20 protein-coding genes are annotated in these 24,493 nt (G+C 64.7%); 7 read left to right on the forward strand and 13 right to left on the reverse strand.

Translation table 11 applies throughout. The features are described 5' to 3' along the window. Nucleotides 1-45: 45 nt before the first annotated feature. The 4 genes from KIK05_RS05215 to KIK05_RS05230 form a co-directional block, all read right to left on the reverse strand. Nucleotides 46-1,584, reverse strand: a complete 1,539-nt coding sequence (locus KIK05_RS05215; RefSeq protein ID WP_308249759.1) for a trypsin-like serine peptidase — start codon at nucleotides 1,582-1,584, stop codon at nucleotides 46-48. A 521-nt stretch (nucleotides 1,585-2,105) separates the two neighbouring features. Then, nucleotides 2,106-3,647, reverse strand: a complete 1,542-nt coding sequence (locus KIK05_RS05220) for a trypsin-like serine peptidase (RefSeq protein WP_308249760.1) — start codon at nucleotides 3,645-3,647, stop codon at nucleotides 2,106-2,108. Between the two features lie 458 nt (nucleotides 3,648-4,105). Continuing rightward, a complete protein-coding gene (locus tag KIK05_RS05225) occupies nucleotides 4,106-5,308 on the reverse strand; it encodes a trypsin-like serine peptidase (protein WP_214409403.1) in 1,203 nt (400 codons plus the stop codon). Between the two features lie 195 nt (nucleotides 5,309-5,503). Then, on the reverse strand, nucleotides 5,504-7,009 hold the full coding sequence (locus tag KIK05_RS05230) for a trypsin-like serine peptidase (protein ID WP_214409404.1): 1,506 nt from the start codon (nucleotides 7,007-7,009) through the stop codon (nucleotides 5,504-5,506). Nucleotides 7,010-7,646: 637 nt separating this feature from the next. Between KIK05_RS05230 and KIK05_RS05235 the strand changes: the two genes are divergently transcribed. The 4 genes from KIK05_RS05235 (at nucleotide 7,647) to KIK05_RS05250 (ending at nucleotide 12,946) form a co-directional block, all read left to right on the forward strand. Beyond that, nucleotides 7,647-7,949 (forward strand): SSI family serine proteinase inhibitor, encoded by a 303-nt coding sequence (locus tag KIK05_RS05235; protein WP_214409405.1) that lies wholly within the window; start codon nucleotides 7,647-7,649, stop codon nucleotides 7,947-7,949. A gap of 406 nt (nucleotides 7,950-8,355) precedes the next feature. Further along, nucleotides 8,356-9,222, forward strand: coding sequence for a hypothetical protein (locus tag KIK05_RS05240; protein WP_214409406.1), 867 nt, complete (start codon nucleotides 8,356-8,358; stop codon nucleotides 9,220-9,222). Further along, nucleotides 9,219-12,659 (forward strand): DNRLRE domain-containing protein, encoded by a 3,441-nt coding sequence (locus KIK05_RS05245; RefSeq protein WP_214409407.1) that lies wholly within the window; start codon nucleotides 9,219-9,221, stop codon nucleotides 12,657-12,659. Before KIK05_RS05240 ends, KIK05_RS05245 begins: the two co-directional genes overlap by 4 nt. After that, nucleotides 12,623-12,946, forward strand: coding sequence for a hypothetical protein (locus KIK05_RS05250; RefSeq protein ID WP_214409408.1), 324 nt, complete (start codon nucleotides 12,623-12,625; stop codon nucleotides 12,944-12,946). Before KIK05_RS05245 ends, KIK05_RS05250 begins: the two co-directional genes overlap by 37 nt. Before the next feature lie 232 nt (nucleotides 12,947-13,178). Here KIK05_RS05250 and KIK05_RS05255 read toward each other — a convergent pair whose 3' ends face one another. The 5 genes from KIK05_RS05255 to KIK05_RS05275 all read right to left on the reverse strand — a co-directional run bounded on the left by KIK05_RS05255 (nucleotide 13,179) and on the right by KIK05_RS05275 (nucleotide 16,005). Beyond that, nucleotides 13,179-13,736: an ATP-binding protein gene (locus KIK05_RS05255; RefSeq protein WP_214409409.1), complete on the reverse strand. Its 558-nt coding sequence runs from the start codon at nucleotides 13,734-13,736 to the stop codon at nucleotides 13,179-13,181. 502 nt (nucleotides 13,737-14,238) lie between these two features. Further along, nucleotides 14,239-14,586: a type II toxin-antitoxin system PemK/MazF family toxin gene (locus KIK05_RS05260; RefSeq protein ID WP_308249761.1), complete on the reverse strand. Its 348-nt coding sequence runs from the start codon at nucleotides 14,584-14,586 to the stop codon at nucleotides 14,239-14,241. A gap of 97 nt (nucleotides 14,587-14,683) precedes the next feature. Next, on the reverse strand, nucleotides 14,684-14,917 hold the full coding sequence (locus KIK05_RS05265; protein ID WP_214409411.1) for a ribbon-helix-helix domain-containing protein: 234 nt from the start codon (nucleotides 14,915-14,917) through the stop codon (nucleotides 14,684-14,686). Nucleotides 14,918-15,093: 176 nt separating this feature from the next. After that, nucleotides 15,094-15,513: an ester cyclase gene (locus tag KIK05_RS05270; protein WP_214409412.1), complete on the reverse strand. Its 420-nt coding sequence runs from the start codon at nucleotides 15,511-15,513 to the stop codon at nucleotides 15,094-15,096. 81 nt (nucleotides 15,514-15,594) lie between these two features. After that, a complete protein-coding gene (locus KIK05_RS05275; protein ID WP_214409413.1) occupies nucleotides 15,595-16,005 on the reverse strand; it encodes a DUF2000 domain-containing protein in 411 nt (136 codons plus the stop codon). A gap of 313 nt (nucleotides 16,006-16,318) precedes the next feature. Between KIK05_RS05275 and KIK05_RS05280 the strand changes: the two genes are divergently transcribed. Both KIK05_RS05280 and KIK05_RS05285 read left to right on the forward strand, forming a co-directional pair. Continuing rightward, nucleotides 16,319-16,651, forward strand: a complete 333-nt coding sequence (locus tag KIK05_RS05280) for a DUF2218 domain-containing protein (RefSeq protein WP_214409414.1) — start codon at nucleotides 16,319-16,321, stop codon at nucleotides 16,649-16,651. A gap of 137 nt (nucleotides 16,652-16,788) precedes the next feature. After that, nucleotides 16,789-17,640, forward strand: a complete 852-nt coding sequence (locus KIK05_RS05285) for an AraC family transcriptional regulator (protein WP_250562296.1) — start codon at nucleotides 16,789-16,791, stop codon at nucleotides 17,638-17,640. Between the two features lie 263 nt (nucleotides 17,641-17,903). On the opposite strand, the gene ldt-CoaP is transcribed toward KIK05_RS05285, so the two are convergent. After that, entirely contained in the window at nucleotides 17,904-18,749 is an 846-nt protein-coding gene (gene ldt-CoaP, locus KIK05_RS05290) for a L,D-transpeptidase (RefSeq protein WP_214409415.1), read from the reverse strand. A gap of 508 nt (nucleotides 18,750-19,257) precedes the next feature. Continuing rightward, nucleotides 19,258-20,289 carry an Ig-like domain-containing protein gene (locus KIK05_RS05295; protein WP_214409416.1) on the reverse strand — a complete coding sequence of 344 codons (1,032 nt, stop codon included), beginning with the start codon at nucleotides 20,287-20,289 and terminating at the stop codon, nucleotides 19,258-19,260. A 641-nt stretch (nucleotides 20,290-20,930) separates the two neighbouring features. On the opposite strand from KIK05_RS05295, the gene KIK05_RS05300 reads away from it, so the two are divergent. Next, on the forward strand, nucleotides 20,931-21,908 hold the full coding sequence (locus KIK05_RS05300) for a zinc-binding dehydrogenase (protein WP_214409417.1): 978 nt from the start codon (nucleotides 20,931-20,933) through the stop codon (nucleotides 21,906-21,908). Nucleotides 21,909-22,933: 1,025 nt separating this feature from the next. Here the strand turns inward: KIK05_RS05300 and KIK05_RS05305 are convergent. Then, nucleotides 22,934-23,689, reverse strand: coding sequence for a PadR family transcriptional regulator (locus tag KIK05_RS05305; protein ID WP_214409418.1), 756 nt, complete (start codon nucleotides 23,687-23,689; stop codon nucleotides 22,934-22,936). Next, on the reverse strand, nucleotides 23,686-24,480 hold the full coding sequence (locus KIK05_RS05310) for a DUF4097 family beta strand repeat-containing protein (protein WP_214409419.1): 795 nt from the start codon (nucleotides 24,478-24,480) through the stop codon (nucleotides 23,686-23,688). The genes KIK05_RS05305 and KIK05_RS05310 overlap by 4 nt, the downstream gene beginning before the upstream one ends. Between the last annotated feature and the right edge of the window lie 13 nt (nucleotides 24,481-24,493).

Below are 24,493 nucleotides of genomic sequence, written 5' to 3' on the forward strand. Positions count from 1 at the left end.
CTGCTGTTGGTACTGCGGTACTGCTGACTCTAGCTAGCTAGATCGTCAGGCCTTGGTGGCGATGTCGCCGTCCTTGGTGACGATGGAGCCGGACCAGAGGTTGGCGGCCGACTTGTAGATCGAGTAGGTCTCGCTGTCGAAGTACGGCGAGGTGGCGAAGTCGATCCGGCCGTTGGCGTCGGCGTCGCCGATGAGGCTGGTGACACCGTTGATGTAGCCGAGGCGCTTGGTGCTGCTGTACTGGAGGATCCAGGGGCCACCGGAGGAGCCGGCGGTCATGGAGCACTTCAGACCGATCTGGGCCTCGGCCTTGAACTTCGCCACAGCGGCGGCGGCGAAGGTCTTGCCGTAGCAGTACTTCGGCGTCTCGCCGGTGAAGGCCTTGTCACCGTCGGGGTGCGGGGCCGCGGGGTAGCCGAAGGCGTAGACCGGCTGGCCGACCTTCTGGTTCCAGGTGAAGCCCTGGCCGCCGACGTTGTCGCCCAGGCGACCGGCGTCCTTGACGTACTCGATGTAGTAGACGGTCCGGTAGTACTTGGTGCCGGAGGCCTTCGACACCTTGTAGACCAGGAAGTAGTGGGTGATGGTGAAGGAGGAGTCTTCGATCTTCTTGTAGCCGGGACCGGTGTACGCGTTGTACGTGGTCTCGTCGACGATCTCCTTCTTCGTCATCCACGGGGCCTGCTGGTAGTTCTGGTTGCTACCGGCCTTCGGCGCCTTGTCGAACTCGTCCTTGGTGACTTCCTTGTTCGCGATCACCGCGTCCTTGGTGTCCCAGGGAACGACCTTGTCGGTGCCGTCAGGCTTGGTGAAGCAGGGCGCCTTGTCCTTGCCGAACTCGTCGATGCACTTCTTGTACTGGTCGGCCGTGATCTCCACGTCCTTGGCGTACTTGTAGCCCTGCCAGCTGTCGAAAGTGCTCTTGGTGACTTCCTTCTCACCACCGTAGGTGATGCCGTTGTAAACGGTGACGAAGGCGTAGTCGCTGTCGAAGTCCTCGTACACCGCGAAGTCGTAGTGGGTGTAAGCGGCCTTACCGACGTAGACGCCCCAGGGAGCCTTGCCCTGGTAGTAGCCCGGGATGAACACCCAGTTGTCGAGCGCACCGTTCTGGATGTTCTCGTCGAACACGCAGTGCCCGGCGGTGGCAACCAGGTTGTGGTACTTGCTCTGGATGGAGGACGCGGAGCACCAGTACTCCTTGTCGCCCACCGTGAAGAAGACCTTACCGATGGTCTTCGGCAGGTTGACGTTCTTGACCTTGGTCGGGACGACCTTCTCCTGGCCGATCGGCGCGACCTGGCCGGCCTTGCCGTCGGGGTTGGCGTTGCCGCCACCGAGCTTGATCTTGCCCTCGACCTGGCTGCTGGACTCGTACTGAGCCGCGGCCTTCAGGTTGGCGCCGGCGTTGGCGGTCCAGAAGTTCGTGATCTTCTGAGCCTGCGAGGCGGAGGCCAGGGAGACGACCTTCTTGGAGGGAGCGGTCGCGGCGTTGGCCGAGGTGACCAGGGTCGCGCCGATCATGCTGGTGGCGGCGATGGCGCCACCCAGCGGGAGGGCGAGACGCGCAATGCGGGTGTTCACAAGGAACTCCTTGGGCTGTCGTGGAACGCATCTTGCGTCCCATGCGTCAGTAAAGGGATAGCCAGGAAGATACAGAGAAGATCGGCAGCCGGGTAACCCGAATCAGAGGAAAAGTCGATCTTCGTGGTCGTGTGACCGTCCTGTGACCTTTTGACGCGCCCGTCCGCGACGAGTCAGGCGATTGCCGGGACGATTGTCAACGCAGCTCAGATGATCACTGTGGCGTTTGTGGCAAAAGTGGCGTATCGAGACTGTTGCCCTCCGTCACCTAATCCGTGTGACGCAGATCACAGTCTTCAAGGGGAGCCGATTCGCGGGCTGGGTACGTCTAACGACTTCACAATTGCGGCGAATCGCCCAGAAGTCCGTTAGGCGCTCGCTCCTCGAGCATTGGAACGAGGCATCCGCGAATCCGGACTCCAATGCCGGCTTCGGACGCCACAACACAAACAGGGCCCGGCACTGGGTGCCGGGCCCTGCTGTTGGTACTGCGGTACTGCTGACTCTAGCTAGCTAGATCGTCAGGCCTTGGTGGCGATGTCGCCGTCCTTGGTGACGATGGAGCCGGACCAGAGGTTGGCGGCCGACTTGTAGATCGAGTAGGTCTCGCTGTCGAAGTACGGCGAGGTGGCGAAGTCGATCCGGCCGTTGGCGTCGGCGTCGCCGATGAGGCTGGTGACACCGTTGATGTAGCCGAGGCGCTTGGTGCTGCTGTACTTCAGGATCCAGGGGCCACCGGAGGAGCCGGCGGTCATGGAGCACTTCAGACCGATCTGGGCCTCGGCCTTGAACTTCGCAACCGGGGCGGCGGCGAAGGTCTTGCCGTAGCACCACTTCGGCGTGACACCGGTGAACGGCTTGTCACCGTCGGGGTGCGGGGCCGCGGGGTAGCCGAAGGCGTAGACCGGCTGGCCGACCTTCTGGTTCCAGGTGAAGCCCTGGCCGCCGACGTTGTCGCCCAGGCGACCGGCGTCCTTGACGACCACCACGAAGAAGAGGGTCTTGTAGTACTTGGTGGTGGAGTCGCTCTTCACCCAGTACGACACGAAGTAGTGGGTGATGGTGTAGGACGAGTCGACGATCTTCTTGTAGCCGGGGCCGGTGTACGCGTTGTACGTGGCCTCGTCAACGACCTCGGTGACCGGCTTCTTGAACTTCGACTTGTGGTAGTTGACCGGGGTGTTCTCGGAGGGAGCCTTCTCCCACTCGTCCTTGGTCACTTCCTTGGTCACCGGGTGGCCGCCCTTGGTGCCCCACGGGAGGACGACCTCGGAGCCGGTGGTCTTCGACCAAGCGTCGACGCTCTCGCCGCCCTTGGCGTCGACGGTCTTCTTGTACTCGTCGGCCGTGATCTCCACGTCCTTCGCGTACTTCTCGCCCTGCCAGTTGTTGTAGGTCTCCTGGGTGACCTGCTTCTCGCCACCGAAAGCGATGCCGTTGTAAACGGTGACGAAGGCGTAGTCGCTGTCGAAGTCCTCGTACACCGCGAAGTCGTAGTGCGTGTACGCGGCCTTACCGACGTAGATGCCCCAGGGAGCCTTGCCCTGGTAGTAGCCCGGGATGAACACCCAGTTGTCGAGCGCACCGTTCTGGATGCCCTCGTCGAACACGCAGTGCCCGGCGGTGGCGACCAGGTTGTGGTACTTGCTCTGGATGGAGGACGCGGAGCACCAGTACTCCTTGTCGCCCACCGTGAAGAAGACCTTGCCGATGGTCTTCGGCAGGTTGACGTTCTTGACCTTGGTCGGGACGACCTTCTCCTGGCCGATCGGCGCGACCTGGCCGGCCTTGCCGTCGGGGTTGGCGGTGCCGCCACCAAGCTTGATCTTGCCCTCGACCTGGCTGCTGGACTCGTACTCAGCCGCGGCCTTCAGGTTGGCGCCGGCGTTGGCGGTCCAGAAGCTCGTGATCTTCTTGGCCTCGGAAGCGGAAGCCAGGGAGACGACCTTCTTGGAGGGAGCGGTCGCGGCGTTGGCCGAGGTGACCAGGGTCGCGCCGATCATGCTGGTGGCGGCGATAGCGCCACCCAGCGGGAGCGCGAGGCGCTTCACTCGGGTGTTCACAAGGAACTCCTTGGGCTGTCGTGGGACGCCACTTGCGTCCCATGCGTCAGTAAAGGGATGACAAAAAAGATAGCGTCGTGATCTTCGTCCCGATACGACTTCTGGATCCCGTTCTTGACCTTGGGCCCCTCGTGTCCTTTTTGTGACCGAAGCTCCACTGGAATGATCTTTGTCAGACGGCGTCCCGAGTAGATCTTTCTGCAGGTCAGATGCACCGCTAAACGATCAACTACTCACCGTGATCTTTACTGTCGCGTTATGTGATCACTGAATTTGTGTCGTAGATCACAGTGATTTGATGGAACTGACCCGGGCCCGCGGCCCGTCTAACGGCTCCGCACACCGAGAGAACGTCTGGAACGGGACATCCCGACAGGCGGCTACGGAGCGGACAGCGGAACGCGGAAGGGCCCGGCACGAATGCCGGGCCCTTCCGCGTGAGTCTGTGGCTACGCGCCTCAGTCGGTCTTCTGCCGGGCCGCGTAGGAGTAGACGGCATAGGTCGCCGTGTTGAAGTACGGCGACGAGACGCCGTCGTTGCGCCCGTTGCCGTCCAGGTCCCAGGTGATGCTGTTGACGCCGTTGAGGTAGCCGATGCGGCGCGTGTTGCTGTACTTGATCAGCCATGGCCCGCCGCTGGCGCCGGAGGTGAAGGCGCACCCCTTGAACAGGACGCCGTTCTGCAGGTCCCACTTGTCGGTGGAGATCTTGCTCGTCGCCGGTGTCAGGCAGGACTCCATCGTGCGGCCGTTGAAGGGCCGGCTGCCGTCGCCGTTCGGCCCCGCGGGGTATCCGAAGGCGTACGCCGCGACCGTGAAGCCCCTGTTCCATGCGAAGCCCTGGCCGCCGACCTGGCTCTCGAGCCGTCCGGTGTCCACCCGCTTGTATTCGGTCTGACCCTTGGCGTCCTTTTTGGGCTTGCCGTTCGCGTCGAGGTCGGGGGCGTACTTGTAGCCGTGGTGGACGGTGACGAAGGCGTAGTCGTAGTCGAAGTCGCCGGTGGCGGCGTAGGTGCCGTTGAGGTAGAGCGTGTGCCCGACGTAGATGCCGTACGGTGTCAGGCCGTCTCCGGCGTACGAGGGGATGAAGACCCAGTACTCGACCGGCTTGCCGTTCTTGGCGTCGTACGCGCAGTGGCCGGCCGTGGCGACCACGTTGCCGTACTTGGAGTGCACGGACGAGGCCGAACACCAGTACTCGGCGTTGCCGATGCGGAAGAAGACCTTGCCGACCGTCGGCGGGAGGTTGACGTTCTTGGAGTTGATGACCTGGTCGGCCGTCCTCGGCGGGACCTGGCCCGACACGGCTCTCGTCTTGTCGTCGAGCTTCGTGCTGATGCTGCCCGCCTCGGCGGCCGCCGGGGTGGCGGTGGCGGCGGCGGGCGTGCTGCTCGGACTCGTCGTCTTGGATCCGGAACTGGGCGCCGACTTGTCGGGGGGTGTGTAGCTGTTCGCCCGCTTCAGACGGTCGGGCGTCCACCAGTCGACGACCTTCTGCATGTCCGCGTCGGTCTGCGCGAGCGCGACGGAGGTGATGCCGTCGGGCACCGACGACCCCGACGCGAACGCGGGCGCACCTCCCGGGCCCGCGGACAGGATCACACTCGCGGACGCGAGGGCGCCGCAGAATGTGAGCGCGATCCGCTTCGCTCGGGCCGGCATTTCGTACCTTCCAATGATCAGAGATGAACAGACAACAGTGAAGGGCGATTTTTCCAGATCAACGGGCCTGTGGCACCCCACTTGGCGGACCTGGATTCACTTTGTTATTGAACATGTGATCGACGACACTGCTGGAAAGTGCGGCGGAAGGGGGCCGGACGCACGGCCCGGCCCCCTACTGTGCCGTGGCGCGCGTCAGCTCGTCGTAAGCTTCCCGGTCCACAGGTTGGCGGCGTACTTGTAGACACCGTAGGTGTCGCTGTTGAAGTACGGCGTCGTGATGTGGTCGTACCGGCCGTTGCCGTCGGTGTCGAGAGTCAGGCTCACGACACCGTTGAGGTATCCGGTCCGGTTCGCGCTCTTGTACACGATGAGGAACGGGCCGCCGGTCGCGCCCGGGGTGAAGGCGCACTTGATGGCGAGCTGCTCCTCGGCCTTGTACTTGGCCACCGCGGGGGCGGCGGCCGTCTGGCCGTAGCACCACTTCATGGTCTCGCCGGTGTAGGCCTTGTTGCCGTCGAGGTGCGCGTCGGTCGGGTACCCGAAGCTGAACTGCTTGGCCTTGGTGCTCCGGTTCCAGGTGAAGCCTTGGCCGCCGACGTTGTCGCCGAGGCGACCGGCGTCCACGAACGTCTTGATGTAGAAGACCGTCTTGTAGTACTTGACGTCGGTCGTCTTCTTCACCCAGTACTTCACGAAGTAGTGGGTGATGGTGTAGGCCGAGTCGACGATCTTCTTGTAGCCGGGGCCCTTGTAGTTGTTGTACGTGACCTCGTCGACGATCTCCGTCGCGGTCTTGCCGGGCGCCTTGGCGTAGTTGACCTTGGCGTCGGCGGCCGGGGCCTTGTCGTACTCGTCCTTGGTGACCTCCTTGACGACCTTCTGGCCGCCGGCGGTGCCCCAGGGCAGGACGACTTCGGAACCGGTGGTCTTCGACCAGGCGTCGGCGGTCTCGCCGCCCTTCTCGTCGACCTTCTTCTGGTACTCGTCCTTGGTGATCTGGACGTCCTCGGCCCGCTTCGGACCCTTGTAGGCGTCGTAGGTGGTCTTGTCGACGACCTTCTCGCCCGTCTGCTTCACGCCGTTGAAGACGTTCACGAAGGCATAGTCGTAGTCGTAGTCCTCGTAGACCTTGAAGTCGTCGTGGAGGTTGACCTTCGAGCCCACGTAGATGCCGAACGGCGCCTTGCCCTGGTAGTAGCCGGGGATGAAGACGAAGTTGTCGACGAACTTGTTCTTGTCGGTGTCGTACACGCAGTGCCCGGCCGTGGCGACCAGGTTGTGGTACTTCGACTGAACAGAGGTGCCGGAGCACCAGTACGGCTTGCCGTCGACCTGGAAGAACACCTTGCCGACGTTGGTCGGCAGGTTGACGTTCTTCGACTTGCCGACGCTCTTGTCGCCGTCCCCGATCGGGGCGATCTGGCCGGCCTTGCCGTCGGCGGAGGCCTTGCTCGTGCTCTTGTGCAGCTTGGCGGAGACCGAGGAGTCCTCGTTGAAGTGCTTGGCCGCCTTCAGCTTGCTCGGCGTCCAGGACCCCGCGATGGCCTTCGCGTCGGTCCCGTTCGCCAGCGAGCCCGACCTGACCGGGGAGGGCTTGGTCTGCGCGCTCGCGGGAGTGGTGAGGGTCGCGCCGATCACGCCGGTGACGACGAGAGCGCCACCGAGAGGGAGGATCAGACGCTTTGCTCGGGTGTTCATTGAGCTCCTTCTATGTCATGGGTTGCCCGGGAGAGCCCCATGCGTACGTAAAGAGACCTGAAGACCGTACTGCTGCGATCACCCCGAACAGTCGCAAATCCGGACAAATACAGCTCGCCGTAATCAGTTTGTTATGAAACGCCGGGAACCGGAGAGATATCTGGTGCGTCGAATTTCGCCTTGTGATCAGGGGGACGGCGCGAGAGCGACAAGGAGAGGAACAGAGGCTGCGGCCGGCACGGGCACGCGGAATCGGGGGATCCACATGCGACGTCTCTTTATAGGCCTGACCTGCACGTTTGTCTCTTTCGGCGGAGCGGTGACGCTCGCCCCGGCAGCCTCGGCCGTCTCCGCCGCGCCGCGCGCGCTCGCCGCCATCCCGCGCCCGTTCCCAGGGGGCCCGGCGGCCCACTCCGTCGGTTGGAACCCGGTGGCGGAACTCGCGCACGGGGACAGGGACGGCGGTCACTCCAGCGAGGACGGCCCTCACATTGAGTCATGGAGCTCGTACTTCGAGTCAGGGAACGGCCGCTCCGGGAACGGCCAATCCGGGACCGGTCACTTCGGAAACGGCCAATCTGGGACCGGTTACTTCGGGAACGGTCACCTCGGGCGGGCCCGAGGCAAGATCGGCCGGGTGCTGCTGCTGACCATCGCCCGCGGCGACTCCAGCACGCCGGCCCACCGCGCCACGTACCTCCAGTGCGCCCCGGCGGGCGGCAGCCACCCGAAGAGCGGAGATGCCTGCCGGCAACTCGAGCGGGTCGCGGCCAACCTGAACGACATGAACGTCTCCCCGGACGACAAGTGCGCCAAGGAGTACGACCCGGTGACGGTCTACGGCACCGGCCTCTGGGACGGCAGCCGCCTGGCCTACGAACGCACCTTCCGCAACCGCTGCGAACTCCACGCCTCCACAGGAGCGGTCTTCGACTTCTGACAGCTCACGCCACGCGAGCGGAAAACAGCGAGCAGTAGGACCGGGCGACCGCCCGGCCCTACTGCTGCTCGACGGATGAAGCCCTAACGGACGCACCGATTCCAAGATCGGAGCCGCGTTCTAATGCGTGCCTACCCAAATGCCAGAGGCCGCTGAACTGCGAATTATCCTTTGAAGTGCATCGCTTTAGTGATCTTCCGATCGCTTTCGGTCGATCATGCGTTACGGACACCCTCGGCGTGTTCCCGGTGATCCATGCCACATTGCTGGAAGATCGCTGGCAACATACAAACCACCTGACAGGTCCACTTACGACCCATTGGGGTGGTGTGTGAAACTATCAGGAACGTTCCAGTTACCCTCAGCTAGAGAGAGGCAGGGCTTACGCCGAAGGACCGCCGTCGTCATGGTGTCGGCTCTGGCGGCTTCCCTCCTCACCGCCGGTGCCATGGCCCCGGCCACCGCGGACACCAAGACGAATCCGGCTCCGGCCCCCTCCAACCTCACGCCGAAGGCCACCGAGTTCCCCCGCCCTGCCGACCCCGACGCGGACCTCCGCGCCGGCATCGCCGAGGCGAAGAAGCAGAACAAGCCGGTAGAGGTTCTGCCCGCGGCCACCGAAACCTCCCGAACCTGGGCCTATCCCGACGGCCACCTCGCGATGGAGTCCTATTCCGCTCCCGCACGTGTGAAGCAGGCCGACGGTTCCTGGGCCTGGATGGACACCTCCCTCGTCGAACAGGACGGAGCGCTCAAGCCGAAGGTCGCCAAAGCCAAGGTCCAGTTCTCGCTCGGTGGGGACGCTCCCTTTGCGACCATGGAGCGTGCCGGCGGTCAGCGATTCGCCCTCTCGTGGGGAAAGACGTTGCCCCGGCCTGTCATCAACGGCAACGTCGCGACGTACGTCGATGCGGCCGGGCCAGGGGCGGATCTGGTGGTCACCGCCCGTAGCACCGGCTTCTCACATGACGTCGTGCTGCGAGAGCGACCCAAGGGGCCTTTGGAATTCCGCCTCCCGGTCGAGTCGACGGGGATCAGCTTCGGCAAGAGCAAGAAGGGCGGACTGCAGCTCACCGATGCCAAGGACAAGGTGGTGGCAGAGGCCCCCCGTCCGGTGATGCTGGAGAGCACCGGCGAATCCGCGGCCGGCAGCCCAAAGACCCGCCGTATCGGAACGATCAACACCTCGGTGGTACGGGAGAACGGCCGGCAGATCCTCGTGCTCAGCCAGACGCGGCTTGGCTGGCCGACCCGGCGACGCGATATCCCGTGACGATCGATCCCACCACGACACTCACCGCCACCAGCGATACGACCCTGGGTTCACGGTCGGAATGCGGCACTTTCGACTCGCCTGAAGACACGCTGCTGAAGGTTGGCGGCGAGCTGTGGAGGTGTTCGGGCACTTCGAAGTTCCAGTACTTCCGTTCTTATCTGCAGTTCGACACCAGCGCGCTCGAAGGGAAGGCGATCTACTCGGCGGCGCTGCAGCTGTGGCGTACACAGGCTGGAGCCTGTTCCGCCAGGGGAGACGGGAAGGTTTGGGCCAGTCCCCTCGCCGACTCCTGGACGGCCGGCAGCCTGACTTGGTACAACAAGCCGTCGACCGGAGAGGGGATCGTCGGGACGATCTGCCCGACCACTGGGGTTAACACTCCCGCTGCTATGTCGTGGCCCATCACCAACTGGGTCAAGAAGTGGTCGGCAGGTACTCCGAACTATGGCATCGAGCTCAGTGGACCTACTGAGGACCTGGTCAACGACTGGGACGGTTACTCAGTCTTGTTCCACTCCACGGAGATGACCGGTGCCGGAGCGACCCCGCCGAAGCTCATAGTGCAGTACTTCCTGCCGCCTGAGATCCCCACCGTCACTGCTGAATCGGTCGACTCCATGGACGCCGACCAAGCGATCGTGCGCACGAGTTCGGTGAAGGTCGGCTACAAGAGCAGCTCTGTCGACGGTCGCAACCTCGACTACTACCTTTCAGTACTTGACTCCACTGCACCTCTGCCTGCCTGGACTACTGGTGCTGGAGCAGTCGGCCAGTGGAGCTTCACAGAAGGCGCAGAGTCGAGCGACAGCAGTGGTAACAAGCACTCGCTCGTGATGGTCTCAGGCCGTTACGCCTACATCGATGGCAAGGACGGCAAAGGACTACAGCTCAACGGCGCGACCGCCGTTCCATCGTACGCTTCCACGCAAGAACCCGTGTTGCACACCGACAAGAGCTTCTCAGTGGCCGGTTGGGTGCGCCTTGATGTCACTCCGACCTGGGCGGCTGGGTTCTTTAGCCAACAGAACTCCACCCAAGACGGCTTTGTGGTCGGATACAACCCGAATACCCGCAAGTGGGATATGACCCTGAGAAGCAGTGGCACGGCGAGCAAGACCATTGCTTCATCGGCCACTGGAAGCACCGGCACCTGGACGCACCTGGCGGCGATCTACGACGCATCAGCCCACAAGATGCGCCTGTACGTCAACGGCGCGCTCTCCGCCGAGGACAGCTACACCTCTACTTCTGACACGTGGTCCAGCAACAGCCAGTTCTTCATCAACCCCAGCGGTGGCAGTCTCACAGCGTCTAAAGCCTCGTATGACGAGGTCCGCGCCTATCAGCGGGCTTTGAGCGAGACCGAGATCAAGTGGATGCTCAACCTCACCCCGCCGACCAACGCCAACCTCCCCTCCGGCCAGTCCGCGACCAAGACCTACGACGTCAGCAACGTCGACAGCTTCAAGGTCTCCGTCAAGGCCTGCCTGAACGGCGTAACCCCCATCACCTGCAGCGAGTCCCCCTACTACCGAATCACCACCGACGCCCCCTACCTGCCGACCGACACCGAGACCGGCATGGCGGACCCAACCCAGCCGATCCTCTCGGGAATGGTCAACCGCCCCTCCGGCGGCCCGGTGGTAGCCAAGTACTACCTGTACGACGGCACCGGCGCCCCTATCGGTTCAATCCCCCTCGGAAAGCGGGATGTGAAGGGCGGTGAGCGCGCATCGTTCCAGCTTCCTGCTGATACGGTCCAGCCAGGTACTATCTACAAATGGCAGATGCAGGCATGCGTGGAAGAAATCTGCACGGCCAAAACGAACGCAGTAAGCTTTGCCACTCCGGGGACGCCACCAGCAGATCCCATCGGAGATGTTCGACACCTCACCTTGAGTAGGGACAGCTTCGTCATCAAGGCCGCGAAGACCGGCCCGACCGCCTGCAACGGTAGTCCTTGCGTCGTCACTGACACAGACATCATGCAAGTGAGCGGCACTGGAACCGACCAGACGGCCATGGTAATCGGCTTCCGGCTTGGTGAGCTTCCTGACGGAGCACAAGTATCCGAGGCACTCCTGAATCTCGGTACTCCTACCTGCCCTGCAGGTTCATGTGCCGCGGATACCATTATCAATGTGAAGCCCTTGCGGGGTGAGGTGACCTCGGAGACAAGAGGATCGGACCTTGCAGCGGAAGTCGATGATGAGGGCTTCCAAATGCCCATCACCTCACCCATTGCCGACATCGCCGGATACGAATACGCGTGGCTGCTAGTGACGTCAAACCGAGAAGGTCCGGTTATCTTCGGTGATCCTTCTGCACTGAATCGGCCGTCTCTTTCGCTGGCCTATGCTCAGCCCGGCCCTCCAAGCAAAGTGCTCAACCTTTCGACGGCTCCTGGTGACGGAGGGGCTACGGTAAGTTGGGGGGTTCCTGAGAGTAGCGGAGGGAACGTCCTAATAGACTCGTACGACATCGAGGTGCTTGATGCTGGGGGGCATGTGCTTCGCGCTCTGGAAACGGCCTCGACTTCGACGTCAATTGCTGAGTTGACGAACGGTTCGATCTATACGATCAGAGTTCGAGCCAGGACTCGCATCGCCCCGGGCGAATGGGAGGCCGCCTCGGTCTCTCCGCGAGCACTTACGATCCCAATCGATCGGCCTGCCGATTCTTCGCAAGATTGCAATAAGGAATCCTATGCGAACACCATAAGGGCCTACTTCGAGGCCCAAAACGTTGTCCTTGAACATAGGGCCCCGAATGTCTGGGATCTGCCGGCAGCTGAACCAAGTGGCCCCATCGCCGCACAGCTAGCACTCATCAACAGGCCGATCGTGACGGCTGCGCAGAAGATGGAATCGAGTCACGTCAACCAGAAGAACGCCGCCGTTCAGGTACATGATGTCGTGGCGCAAGAGACGGTAGGTGGTCAAGTTCTCGTCAACGCGACCGTTGATCGAACACGTCAAATAGAATGGGTAGATCCGGCTGGCGCTACCGACAGCAAAAAAGATAGCCGATCAACGAACATCATATTCAGGTTCCGTCAGTGCGGCGACCTTGATGGTGTTATCGACGGCGACCAGCTGTATGAGGATTCAGACGATTTCTTCGATGATGCGGAATCTGGGTACGGAGGGACGTATCCGGGTAGCAGTAGCGGTCATAAAGCAGTAGGAGGGTGCGACAAGACAAAGTATCCCGTAAAAGGTGTTCGCCTGGATGCCTGCTTTTTATTCTACTATAAACCGCTCGACACGGCTGATCCAAAAAATTGGCTTCCGACGACAAGTTTCACCATCGACGGCGCCGAGGCCTGGGGAAGTCTTGTCTACGGCACTAAGTTTCGTAAAAGCAAAAAAACTCCTACCTTATCAAAAAATCGAATGTGGAGATCCAGACCGCCTTTTGTTTCGACAGTCTAGGGTGGGGTTTGACTGTAACGCCGAGCGGAAAGGAGCTTGGCCTTACCAGCCCGAACGAGTGTAGCGCCGCCAGCGAAGCCAGTTTCGTCGGCCCTGCGGGACAAAAAACCGTCTCCTATGACGCCGACGAAATCAAATCGGAATGCAACTGGTGTAATATAAACGCCATCAAGCAAAAAGTAATGGCTAGGGCAACGCTGGCCTTTTCTACCAAGAAGCTCAAGCCCTACGAGAACAGGTTCGAGTCCCAGTGGTGGGATGTGTACGGCTATCGTTGGTACTTCTGACCTGCCGTACACTGCAGTGGAGGATTCACGGCTGACTGTCGGGTTCAGCTGCTGAAGCGCGGTGAGGATCGATGGCCGCCGCTCTGGCTGACAAGGAAGAGCGGCGGCCATGGTATTTCGAAACTCGGTGCTCGCTATCAAGTGATCGGAAAGCTACGGTTGGAAGTGGGAGGAGGTGCGATTATGAAAAGATCGCGAATCCTTTTTGCTGTCTCCATTATAGTCGTTTCATTCAGCGTTCTCGTGTCGGCGACAACCGCATCGATTCGAGATCAGCTAAGTATGATTGTGCTCGCCCTTGCGGGAATTTGCTTAATGCTTGGAGCGATGGCTTTAGGTATGTGGGAGCGCAAGGATTGATTCCGGCGGGATGGCTTGCTTCTGTCTCAAGTGCGAACCAGATAGCCATTCCTACCGCCCGTTCGCGGGTGACGCCCCAGCGCTTCGCGAACTGGTCAACGAATCGGATGCCGCAGCCGTGCTCGTCCTCAAATTCGCCGTAAAGCAGCTGCGGGAGGCCATCGTACCCGTCGTCGATTACGTTGACGTGGATGGAGTGGTCACTCGTTATGGCGATCACAACGGTGAAGGATGTTGATCCGCTGTGCTGCACCGAGTTGGCTGTCAACTCCGATACCAGCAGGATGGCGACCTCGGCTGCCGGGTGGCCGGCAAGGGCTTCCTCGACGAGCCGCCGGGCCAGTGAGATCTGGTCGAGGGCGGCCTTGAAGGTCTCGTGTCGCAGAACGTAAAGGGCCCGGATCGGTTGTGACACCAGAGCGGAGGTCACGATACGGCTCTGCCGAGTGCTGAGGTGTCCGGCCCGGCAGTGGTGTGCTGAAGAGGCGTCGGTCGAGACGGTCGGAGGAGTAGCCGGGCGCGTCCCGCAAGCGACGCTTGCCTGCCGCGCCTGTAAGAACGGGCATGAGTTGGATGTGGTCGTGCTGGAAGAGCGTCCGTTCGCCTCTGATCGCGTTACGACCATCGGTGAGGTGAAGCCGACGGCCAAGCGCGTTGACGTGACCGCTCTTGAGCGTCTGGAGCACATCCGTGGTCTGCTTGCCGCAGAGAAGGTAGAGAACCCGCCTAAGCTTCTGCTCTTCTCGAGATCCGGATTCACCGATGCGCTCAGACGCTTGGCTGACAGGAGTCGACACGGAACTTGTTGATTTTTCCCGACTCTATGCCGCAGCCTAGGTGATCAACTATGTCCTGGGTCCGTGGAGGTTGGAAGGGCCTGAGATAGGGAGTCTTGCCCGTCGATCTCGCAGCGGGGTTCTGCGAGGGTGTCGTCAAAGGGCGAGGTGGACGCGGAGGGCGTTGTCCAGTTTTTTCAAGGTCTTGGGGGTCAGGCTGCCGATGCGAGAGCCGAGGCGGTTTACGGCGACGGCGCGGAGTTGCTCGGCTTGGGCTTTAGAGTCGACGGGGAGGCCGCACTCGTCGGCGTGGAGGAGGACCTGGAACGAGAAGACTCGTTCGATGTTAGACGTTATGGGGACGACCGTGACGACTCCCCGTCCGTTGCGGGCGGCGGCGCGGTTGGCGGCGTCGTTGCTGACGATCACTGCGGGCCGGGTCTTGTTCGCTTCGGAACCCTTGACGGGTTCGAAGTCGACCCAGTGGATGTCGCCGCGTCGCACGGAGTTCCCTTCTACGGTGAATGCTGCTGGAGGCCGAGATCGGCACAGCCTCAGGCTGTCCGCGACCAGGCGTCCGGCTTCCATGTCGATGAGATGACTAGCGGGGCCCGCTGTCTGTGAGGCCGTCGCTGGTCGTGGACGACCATAGGGCGGCGTCTCCGCTCTCGTCCCACTCGGCGAAAGCAGAGGCGTAGCTGTCTTCCAGGTCCGCTCTGCGAAGCAACTGGATCGCGGTGTGGATGGCAGCGGAACGTGAAGACGCCTCACCGCGCTCGATGGCTTCATCGAGGATTGCAATGTCCTCGTCGGGAAGGCTCACACTCAGCTTCATACCATCTATGCTACCGAGGGTGCTACCGACTTGGCTACTTCAGCCTAAGGGGGCGGCAGCCAGGGTCGCTTGGTAGGGGCTTCGGTGATCTTGAGTCACTTGCCTTCCTGCCGATGCAGCGGTGGGTTCGGCTGCCACGCGCAGGTTCGCCGTGAGGCGTATGGCTCCTGGAAGGTTCAGCCGGTTGGGTGGCCGAGTTGGGTGAGGAGTTGTAGCTGGTCGAAGTAGAGGCGGAGGCTTTCGATCAGGCCGTTCTCCACTGTGCAGATGTAGCAGCCGCGCAGGGAGAGGGGGCGGCCCGTGGGTGGGATTATGCGGCCGTCGGGCATCGTGTAGGGGCCCTGGTGGGTTCCCACCATCAGGAGTTCGTCGATCGTCACGTCGCCCGCGTCGTAGGACTCCACGATCACCGCGCGGACGTCAGGGAAGGCCTCCCAGAACTCGCCTATGTACGAGGCGAGCTCCTCGCGGCCCTGTGACACACCTTCCGGGCTGACCGTCACCCCGGTCGGGCTGACGGTGCGCAGCAGTTCGTGCATGTCGTGTGCGTTGAACGCGGCGGTGTACCTGTCACGGATCGCCCGGGCGTCGGTCATGGTGCCGGCCTCCTCCCCGGGTCATGCCCGGACATGGGACGAGGGACACCGGCGTCGTCCGGTGCCCCTCGTCGGACAGGTTCAGGGGTGGAGCGGGAGGCCCTTGAGGGTTTTGTCGATCTGGTTGCGGGGGCCGTAGACGGCCAGACCGACCAGGGGGAGTTCGTCGGCGGGGACGGCCGCCACGGCGGCGCGGTTGTCGTCGTCGTGGCCGGTTTTGAACATCTCCTCGATGTAGACCGCTGTCGGCAGGCCGCGGCTCACGGCGCGGGAATGCGTGCGGGTCAGGGCCTCGGCGTCGGCGGCGTAGATGAGTACCGGCTGGCGGAACATCGCGAGGTAGGCGGTGCCGGAGGCGTCCTCGTACGGCTTGCCGATGATGTCCTCGGCTCCTGCCGCGATGGCGCTGGCCAGGAAAGCGGTCACGTTGAGCTTCTGCCAGACGGCCAGGTCCTCCCGGACGACGATGCCGATCTTCGTGTCGAAACGCATATACGCAGCTTGGCGGGGTGCGGGGAGGGCTGTCTTGTACGGCGGTGCGGGGAGGTAGCGGCGCACAGCTTCGTGGGGTGGTGCTTCTCGTTCAACAGGGTGCTGGGGAGGGCGAGTTCGGGGGATGGTCCGAGGAGGGCGGGTTCAAGGGGATCACCCTGGAAGGGTGGGTTCAGGGGCGTGGTCCGAGGAGGGCGAGTTCGGGGGATCACCCGGGAAGGGCGGGTTCAGGGGGTGCGCCAGGAAGGGCGGGGTTCGGGATAGCGTTGAACTGATCGCCTGATCCGAAGAGCAGTCCCAGTCTGGAGAGATGATGGCTCGTTCTGAAGCACGTGTCGCCACTGATCGTCCGCACCGTTACGCCAAGCAGCTCGCCTCTCACCTGGGCCGTCGTGTCGAGGCCGTGTGGGACGAAGAGGCCGGTGAGGGGCGGTTGGCGTTCCAGGTCGGTACGGGAACGCTCACCGCCGAGCCCGGTGCTCTGCTGCTGGCCGTCGAGGGGGATGCCGAGAACCTCGAGCGGCTGGAGGATGTCGTCGGCCGTCACCTTGTTCGCTTCGGCGCCAAGGACGAACTGGTGGTCGAGTGGAAGCGGGACAACGGGGAGCCGGGGACCGTGTACCGGAACGAGGAAGACGCCTCCTGATCCGGTGAGCCCGGGTTCCCGGGCTCAGCGCTCAGGGGTGGGCCGCCTCCTGAGTCCGTTTCGCCCGGTCCCTGGCCGGCTCGGGTTTTTGTCAACGCTCTTCGCCTGGTCGGCCGGGGTTTGGCAGACTGGCGGGTATGGCTGACTGGTCCAACTACTGGCGTTCCCCGGACCGGCCGCTTGAGGCGATGCACGCGCACTTCGAGCGGCACGTCTACCACCGGCACAGCCACGAGACGTACTCCTTCGGGTTCACCGAGGAGGGGGCGCAGAGTTTCACCTGCCGAGGTGCCGCTCATACGAGTGCCGCCGGCATGGTGATGGCGTTCAACCCGGATGATCCCCACGACGGGCACGCGACGAACGGCGCCGGCTTCACGTATCGGATGCTGCACCTGGGGCCCGAGCTGCTGGCCGACGTGCTCAAGGACGCGGCGGGACGGCCGGTGGGGCTGCCGCTCTTCGCCGATCCGGTCGTGGCCGATCGCCGGCTGGCCGGCAGGCTCCGGGGGTTGCACGAAGCGTTGCTCGGCGAGGCGACGCCCTTGCGCAGGGACGAACTGCTCGATTCCGTCGTGCTGGACCTGGTCGGGCACGCGAGCCACCGGGTGCCGGGGACTCGCATGCCCGCGGGATTCCCGGCGGGGCCGGCGCGTTCGGACCGGGCCACCGCGCAGGTCGTACGCGAGATGCTGCACGACGGCGACGACGGCGGAATCTCCGCCGGCGACCTGGCCGCGGCCGCCGGGCGGAGCCGGTTCGCCGTGTACCGCTCCTTCCATGCGACGTACGGCATGGCGCCGAGCGACTACCAGCGGCAGCTACGGCTGCGGGCCGCGCGGCGGCTGCTCGCCGAGGGGCGGTCGGCGGCGGAGGTGGCCGCGGTCACCGGGTTCACGGACCAGAGCCATCTCACCCGGTGGTTCACGCGGTGCTTCGGAGTGACGCCCGGCGCCTACCGCCGGGCCGTCTCCGATCCCGTCTCCTGAGCCGTCCTGGTCGCAGTCCTCTTTCTTGTGCTCCGGCAGGACGATCGTTCGCCTCTCGATGAGGTGTCCGCGGCGGTTCACCGAGTTGCCCGCCGTACGGCGGCGCCGGATTCGCCGTACCACCTCTCGCCGACGCGGCGCCGACAAGAAGGCACTGAACCTGGGCGGGGAGAAGGAGCCGGCGTCGTGTTGAGGTTCCTCGGGGCGGTCGCTTGGTGATGGTGATCAGGGTGGTCTGGTGTTGATGGGGTGCTTCGGGGCGGTCACTTCGTGATGATGATCAAGGTGCCCAGTGGGATGCGGGAGAGGGCGTTGAGTGCCTCCTGCGGTATGCGGACGCAGCCGTGGGACACCGCGTGGCCGAAGACGCTCTTGTCCGGCCAGCCGTGCAGGCCCACCGTGGCAGGGCCGCCGTCGTAGGACTGCAGCGCGTCCGAGTGCATGCCGAGCGGCAGGATGATCGGGCTGTAGGTGACCTCGGGCGGAGTCAGGGAGGCGAGGAGGAAGGTGCGGCCGACCGGGGTCGGCGTCTCCTTCGTGCCGATGGCGACACGCCAGGATCCCGTCTCCTTGCCGTCCTTGAGGAGGGTGAGGCGTCGCGCGCTGAGGTCGATGTGTACCTCGTACGGGCTGTGGGACTCCTTCGTCTTGCCGTCGCCGGTGTGGATCCAGCCTGTGGAGCCGTTGGGACGGCTGGGCAGGAGCACCCGGGCCCACTCCGGCCGGGTCTCGATCACCGGCAGCCAGGTGGGGTTGTCCAACTGGGTGGTCGGTACGACCGCGATGGCCGGGCCGCCGGGTTCGGTGTAGACGACCTTGGCGGTGCGCGGATGGAGGACCAGTCCGTCACTGCCGGCGAACGGCGGCGAGTCCAGCCCGGCTTTCGTGATCTTGGTCCAGGTGGTCGTACGGGGAAGGGCCGCGAGCTGCTTGGCGGTGAGTTTGACGGGCTTGATGGGCTTGGCCGGCGCGGCCGCGGGCGGCTTGGCCAGTTCGCGGTCCACCTTCCTGTTGGTGAACACGACGAGGATCGCGAGGCCCGCGATCAGTGCGGCGAGCGCCGCGACGATGGTGAAGGTGGTGGCTGTGGGTCGGCGACGAACGAACATGGGACCCCCGGAAGTACTGGCTGATGCGTGTCGCGGTCGGAGGGGTGGTAGAGGTCGGCCAAGTGGTTCGAGGGATGATCATCGGGTGGGCAGGGCGAAGCGGAGGGGACGGGGCCGGCCTGCCTGTGACGGATGAGCGGGTGGTTCAGCGTTCCAGGACGGCAGCTGTGGCGGCGGCGTGCCAGGGCGACAGCAGTACCGCGTTCACCGAGCACGTCGGAAACGTTCGGCTTGAGGTGGGCGGGGGAGTGCCGGGGCCGGTTGAGGCCCGGGGCGGCGTGGCGGCAGGAGGCCGGCCGTGGCGGCCGGTCCTGGCGGGCGCGAGGAGTTGGTGCGGGGGGAGGATCCGGCTCCGCTTCTGGTGGCGAGAGCCGGGAGTGCCGCGATCGCCGTCGTCAGGATCGGCGGCGCCGGCCGCCCTGCTTCAGGGCGTCGAGCACACGTGATCCTGACGGGCCCGCCCGCAACGGACGGATGGGCGGGCCCGTGGCGATGCCGGAGCAGCTGATCAACCTGTCACGGCGAAGTGCTTCACGACCGGCTTCGGCTTGACGTAGTGCTTCTTCTTGTGGTGGTAGTACGGCTTCTCGTGGTGCTCGTAGTGCTCCGGGTACCAGTGGTGGCGCCGGTGGTCCCAGTAGCCGTGGTGGTGGCCGCCGCCGTGGCTGTGGCTGCCCTCGATGTGGCGACGCTGGGCGTTGTTGATGACGGTGAAGAAGTCGTTGTTGCGGTGCCACCACTCGTTGCACCGCCGACGGAGGTCGTCCCGACGCTCGTGCTCGCTGTCGCCGAGTTCCTCGTTGTTGTGGTGGTGCCGGAAGTGGCGGCAGCGACGGGCGAGGTCGTCGTCCTCGTCATCGTCGTCGTTGTCGTCGTGGCTGAAGACCGGCTGGCTGCTCTCGTCGTCTTCCTTCTCGTCGTCGTCCTTCTTGACGCCGTCCTTCTTGGCCTGCTTCTTCTTCTCCTCCTCCTTCTTCACCCAGTCGTCGTGCTTCTTCTTCTCCTCGTCGGCCTTCTTCTTCCAGTCCTCGTGCTTCTTCTTCTCTTCCTCCTCCTTCTTCAGCCACTCGTCGTGCTTCTTCTTCTCCTCGTCGGCCTTCTTCTTCCAGTCCTCGTCCTTGTTCTCGACCGTCTGGACGACGGGCGCGGAGGTGCTGCCGGAGAAGGAGGCCGGGATGCCCGGCTGGAACTCCGCGGTGATGGAGTGGCTCCCGGGCGTCAGGCTGGAGGTCGAGAAGGTCGCCTGGCCGGTTCCTTCGAGGGCGGTGGTGCCGAGCGTCCTCGTCCCTTCGCGGAAGACCACCGAGCCGGTGGGCAGGATCGTCGTGCCGTTGGGTACCACCGTGGCGACGAACGTGACGGACTCGCCGACACGGGATGGGTTCGGGGCTCCGGTGAGCGTGGTGGTGGTCATGAAGGCGACCCGCCGCACGGTGACGGCGAATCCCGGCTTGACGGGCGCGCCCGGAAGCAGGGTCGCGGCCTTCACCTGCGCGACCATCGCGTGCGCGCTGCCCGGAGCCGCGAGGAGTACGCCCATGGCGAGAGCGCCCGTGAGACCTGCCGTGAGGCATGAACGACCGACATTACGTTGTAGAGACCGATGGTGACCGACGTCTATCATTAAAGCGGTCCTTTTCTTTTTGCAGTTCAAGGTAAAGGAGCACCTCGATGCTGGCGCACCTGCATGACAGACACTACTCATCGTCCGCCTCAATACCGTTGTCCGACATGCGGGAGATTCGCGTAACCGGCGAGTTAATTGCAAAAAATATAAGGTGACTACTTAGTGGTTTGTCGTGATAAATCGGGCCGGAGGGGACGGGGTGTGTCGGCCGTGAAGTCCCTGTTTGTGCTGGTGGGGCGGGGTGTCTGGTCTGTGAGGCTCCGTGTCCGGGTTGGTCGGGTTCGCTGGGCCGACTTCGGCCCCGGTGGGCGTGTCGCGGTCTGATTCGCATCGCGGTTCAGGGGGGATTGCCGCTTTATTCGGCAACCGCCGAAGATGGGGGATCGATGGGCTTGAAAGGTGTATGCGCGCTTAGTGGATTAGGTGCGAATTGGGGGGTAAGCGTATTTTCCGGGGGAATCTACGCGTCGGTGAACCGCGGCATTCCTGCCGAGGCGGCGGACGGCGAGGGGTGGCTCTGATCGCTCCGGGCGGGGCGGGGATAGGGTTCCGGCATGTTCGCCGTAACGTGCACACGTACCGATCCCGACAACCCTCTCGCCGGGCTCACGCTCGGCGAGCATCCCGAGCCGAAGCTCCCCGACGGGTGGACCACGGTGACCGTCAAGGCCGCGGCCCTCAACCATCACGACCTCTGGACGCTGAAGGGCGTCGGCATCCGCCAGGACCGCCTGCCGATCGTCCTCGGCTGTGACGCGGCGGGGGTCGACGAGGACGGCAACGAGGTCATCGTCCACTCCGTCATCGGCACGCCGGTTCAGGGGGACGAGACCCTCGACCCCAAGCGATCGCTGCTGTCGGAGGTTCACGACGGCACGTTCGCCGAGAAGGTGGGGGTGCCGCGGGGGAACCTCGTTCCCAAGCCGGCCGCGCTGTCGTTCGAGGAGGCGGCGTGCCTGCCGACGGCGTGGCTGACCGCGTACCGCATGCTCTTCGAGAAGGCGGGACTGGAGCCCGGGTCGACCGTACTGGTCCAGGGGGCCGGGGGTGGGGTGGCCACCGCGCTCATCGCCCTCGGGCGGGCGGGCGGCTACCGCGTCTGGGCGACGAGCCGGTCGGAGGAGAAGCGGGCGCGTGCGCTCGAACTCGGCGCCGACCAGGCGTTCGCGCCGGGGGCCAGGCTTCCCGAGCGGGTGGACGCCGTCATGGAGACCGTGGGGCAGGCCACCTGGGATCATTCGCTGAAGTCACTGCGGCCGGGCGGAAGGATCGTGGTCTCCGGCGCCACGAGCGGAGCGGTCCCTCCCGCCGACCTGAACCGGGTCTTCTTCCTGCAGCTGTCGGTGGTGGGTTCCACGATGGGGACGCGTGACCAGCTCGGCCGGCTCGCCACGTTCCTCGAGCAGACGGGCGTACGTCCAGTGATAGACCGGGTGATGCCGCTGACCCAGGCCGCCGACGGGTTCGCGGCGATGCACGAGGGCGAGATCTTCGGCAAGATCGTCTTCACCGAGCCGGCCGCCGGCCGCTGAGCCTCGCCTCACCCGAATACCGGCGCCGCCCGCCGTAGGACGGCGCCGGTACCGCCGTACCCCCGTCTCGCCGACGCGGCGCCGGATGGGGGCGGGGGTGGAGGCGCTGCCCGGAGGGGTGGCCGGTCGGCGGCCCTGGTCCTCGGTCTCGCGGTCGTGGTGCCGGGCTGGGGTGTTGCTGGACGGAGGGCCTGTTCCTGACGTGCGGTCATGGTGCCGGGCTGGGGTGTTGCTGGACGGAGGGCCTGTTCCTGACGTGCGGTCGTGGTGCCGGGCTGGGGGGGTGTTGCCGGACGGAGGGCCTTGTTTCTGGCCTGCGGTCACGGTGTCGGGTGTTGCCCGGCGAGGTGGCTGGTTGGTGGAACTGGTTCTCTTGCGTCACTCGCGGCGTGGGGATGGGGGGCGCTGGGGCGGGTGGCGGTGTTCGAGGGCGGGGGGGTGACCTGGCCTGGCGTTGGCGGGCCGAGGGGTGGGGGAGCGTGGTGGAAGGTCGCTAATGGGCGATGAGGCGGGCGGGGGTTGTCAGGAGATCGTCCAGGGCCGGCGGAAGGGCGGCCGTCCGCCGCTTCCACGCCGAGGTCGCCGGTCGCGGCCGGTGGGCGGAGCGTGTCGGCTCGGCTTTCGGAGGGGTCACGGGTGTCGGCTCGGCTTCTGGTGGGGCAGAGGCTTCGGCTCGGCTTCCGAGGAAGGCAGGGGTGTCGGCTTGGCTTCCGAAGAAGGCAGGGGAGTCGGCTTGGCTTCCGAAGAAGGCAGGGGAGTCGGCTCGACTTCCGAAGAAGGCAGAGGCTTCGGAAGGGGCAGGCGTGTCTGCTCGCCTTCCGAAGGGGGCTCGGCTTCCGAAGGAGGCAGGGGTTTCGGAAGGGGCAGGCGGGTCTGCTCGCCTTCCGAAGGGGGCTCGGACTTCGGAGAGGGGAGGAGGTTCGGTTTGGTTTCTGGTGGGGTGGGGGGTGTCTGCTCGGCTGCCGGCGCGGGGCGGGGGTGGGGCAGTCTGAGCAGGGGTGGGCGGAGGCCGCCGTAGAGGGTCATCATCGCAGGGCCGAGCGGATGCGGACGGCGGCCTCGTACAGGGCGTCATGAGCGGCCGCGAGGGCCTCCTCGGTGACCGCGGACGTGGCCGCGGCCGTGCGGATCTCCTCCACGAACTCGGCCAGCATCTGCCCGAGCGCCTCGTCGCGGTCGCGGGAGCCGTGGCCCTGCCAGCTGCCGCCCCACATACCGCGCATCCAGTCGTGCTTCCAGCGCTCGGTCTCTTCCTTCCACTTGCGCTTCTGGCGCTGGAACTCCTGCTTCTGCTCCTGCCAGGCCTGCTTCTGCTCGCGCCAGGCGCGGCGGTAGTCCTCGCCGGCGGCGCGGTGGCTCTCCCTCGCCTGGTGGCGCTCGTCCGCCTCGGTGTGGCGGACGTCGCGGGCCATCTGGGTGAGCTCCTCGCGCAGTGAGCGCACCGTGTCGCGTACGTCCTCCTTGACCTCGCGCGCGATGTCGCGGACCGACTGCGAGATCTCCTGTTCGAGATCGGCGAGCTCGTCCGCACGGGCGGCCAGCTCCGCGCGGCCCTTCTCGGTGATCGTGAAGACCTTCTTGCCCTCCACCACCTCGTGGGTCACCAGGCCTTCCTCCTCCAGCCGGGCGAGGCGAGGGTAGATCGTGCCGGGTGAGGGGGAGTACACGCCGAGGAAGCGGTCCTGCAGGAGACGGATCACCTCGTAGCCGTGCCGTGGGCTCTCCTCCAGCAGTTTGAGCAGGTACAGCCGTAGCCGTCCGTGGGCGAAAACCGGGCTCACTGTTCTCTCCTCAGAAGCGTCACGTCAGCCGAGATGGTGGTGGCGGACAGGCTCGCCATGCCGCCGCCGATCCGGCCGACCACTGCCTTGGCTCCCGGCCGCGTGGAGGTGTCGAGGCCGGGGAAGGAGGTGCGCACCCGGCCGGACGTCGAGTGCAGCGACACGTCGGTGTCGACCGAGTGCGGCAGGCGTACGACGATGGCGCCGGACACGCTGTGCAGGGTGACGTGCCCGGTGGGCGGGAGCTCCAGGTCGGCGGTGATACGACCGGACACGGTGTTGGCCCGGAGCCGGCGCGGGGTGCCGCCCGCGACGGTGAACTCCCCGGCCACACTGGTGAAGGAGAGGTCACCGGCCAGCCCTCGGCTCTCGAGGGCGCCGGACACCGTCTCGGCCTCGACCTCGCCGCTCACCCCGTCGAGGACGATCTCGCCGGAGACGCTCTTGACGCTGGTGCGGTTCTCGAACCCGGCGACGACCGCCGAGGCGGAGATCACGCCGGCCTGCACGGGGCAGTCCTTCGGCACCGTCAGTGTCAGCGTGGTGGCCCGGCTGCCCGGGCGCAGCCAGCCGAGGATGCCGTCCCAGGTGAGGTCCTTGTACGCGACGGTGAGCCGGCCGTTCTCGTCCTGCTCCACCAGCAGCGGTGGTGTCCCGATGTCCGTCACCTCCAGGCACGGCGGGCCCTCGCTCGCCAGGACGGCGAGGCGTCCCGCCACGATGCGCACGCTCAGGGCGCTCACGGAGTCGAACGTCAGCTGCTCGGGTTTCTCGATCGTCCACGTCGGCATGGCCCCGCCCTTC

Origin of the sequence: Sphaerisporangium fuscum (assembly GCF_018531465.1) — a bacterium.
Classification (GTDB): Bacteria; Actinomycetota; Actinomycetes; order Streptosporangiales; family Streptosporangiaceae; genus Sphaerisporangium; species Sphaerisporangium fuscum.

Bases quoted from the DNA above. Each gene is read 5' to 3' on its own strand.
- KIK05_RS05225 (WP_214409403.1), bottom strand. From the start codon at position 5,308: ATGCCGGCCCGAGCGAAGCGGATCGCGCTCACATTCTGCGGCGCCCTC.
- KIK05_RS05230 (WP_214409404.1), bottom strand. From the start codon at position 7,009: ATGAACACCCGAGCAAAGCGTCTGATCCTCCCTCTCGGTGGCGCTCTC.
- KIK05_RS05240 (WP_214409406.1), top strand. From the start codon at position 8,356: ATGGTGTCGGCTCTGGCGGCTTCCCTCCTCACCGCCGGTGCCATGGCC.
- KIK05_RS05265 (WP_214409411.1), bottom strand. From the start codon at position 14,917: ATGAAGCTGAGTGTGAGCCTTCCCGACGAGGACATTGCAATCCTCGAT.
- KIK05_RS05270 (WP_214409412.1), bottom strand. From the start codon at position 15,513: ATGACCGACGCCCGGGCGATCCGTGACAGGTACACCGCCGCGTTCAAC.
- KIK05_RS05275 (WP_214409413.1), bottom strand. From the start codon at position 16,005: ATGCGTTTCGACACGAAGATCGGCATCGTCGTCCGGGAGGACCTGGCC.
- KIK05_RS05280 (WP_214409414.1), top strand. From the start codon at position 16,319: ATGGCTCGTTCTGAAGCACGTGTCGCCACTGATCGTCCGCACCGTTAC.
- KIK05_RS05285 (WP_250562296.1), top strand. From the start codon at position 16,789: ATGGCTGACTGGTCCAACTACTGGCGTTCCCCGGACCGGCCGCTTGAG.
- ldt-CoaP (WP_214409415.1), bottom strand. From the start codon at position 18,749: ATGTTCGTTCGTCGCCGACCCACAGCCACCACCTTCACCATCGTCGCG.
- KIK05_RS05295 (WP_214409416.1), bottom strand. From the start codon at position 20,289: ATGGGCGTACTCCTCGCGGCTCCGGGCAGCGCGCACGCGATGGTCGCG.
- KIK05_RS05300 (WP_214409417.1), top strand. From the start codon at position 20,931: ATGTTCGCCGTAACGTGCACACGTACCGATCCCGACAACCCTCTCGCC.
- KIK05_RS05310 (WP_214409419.1), bottom strand. From the start codon at position 24,480: ATGCCGACGTGGACGATCGAGAAACCCGAGCAGCTGACGTTCGACTCC.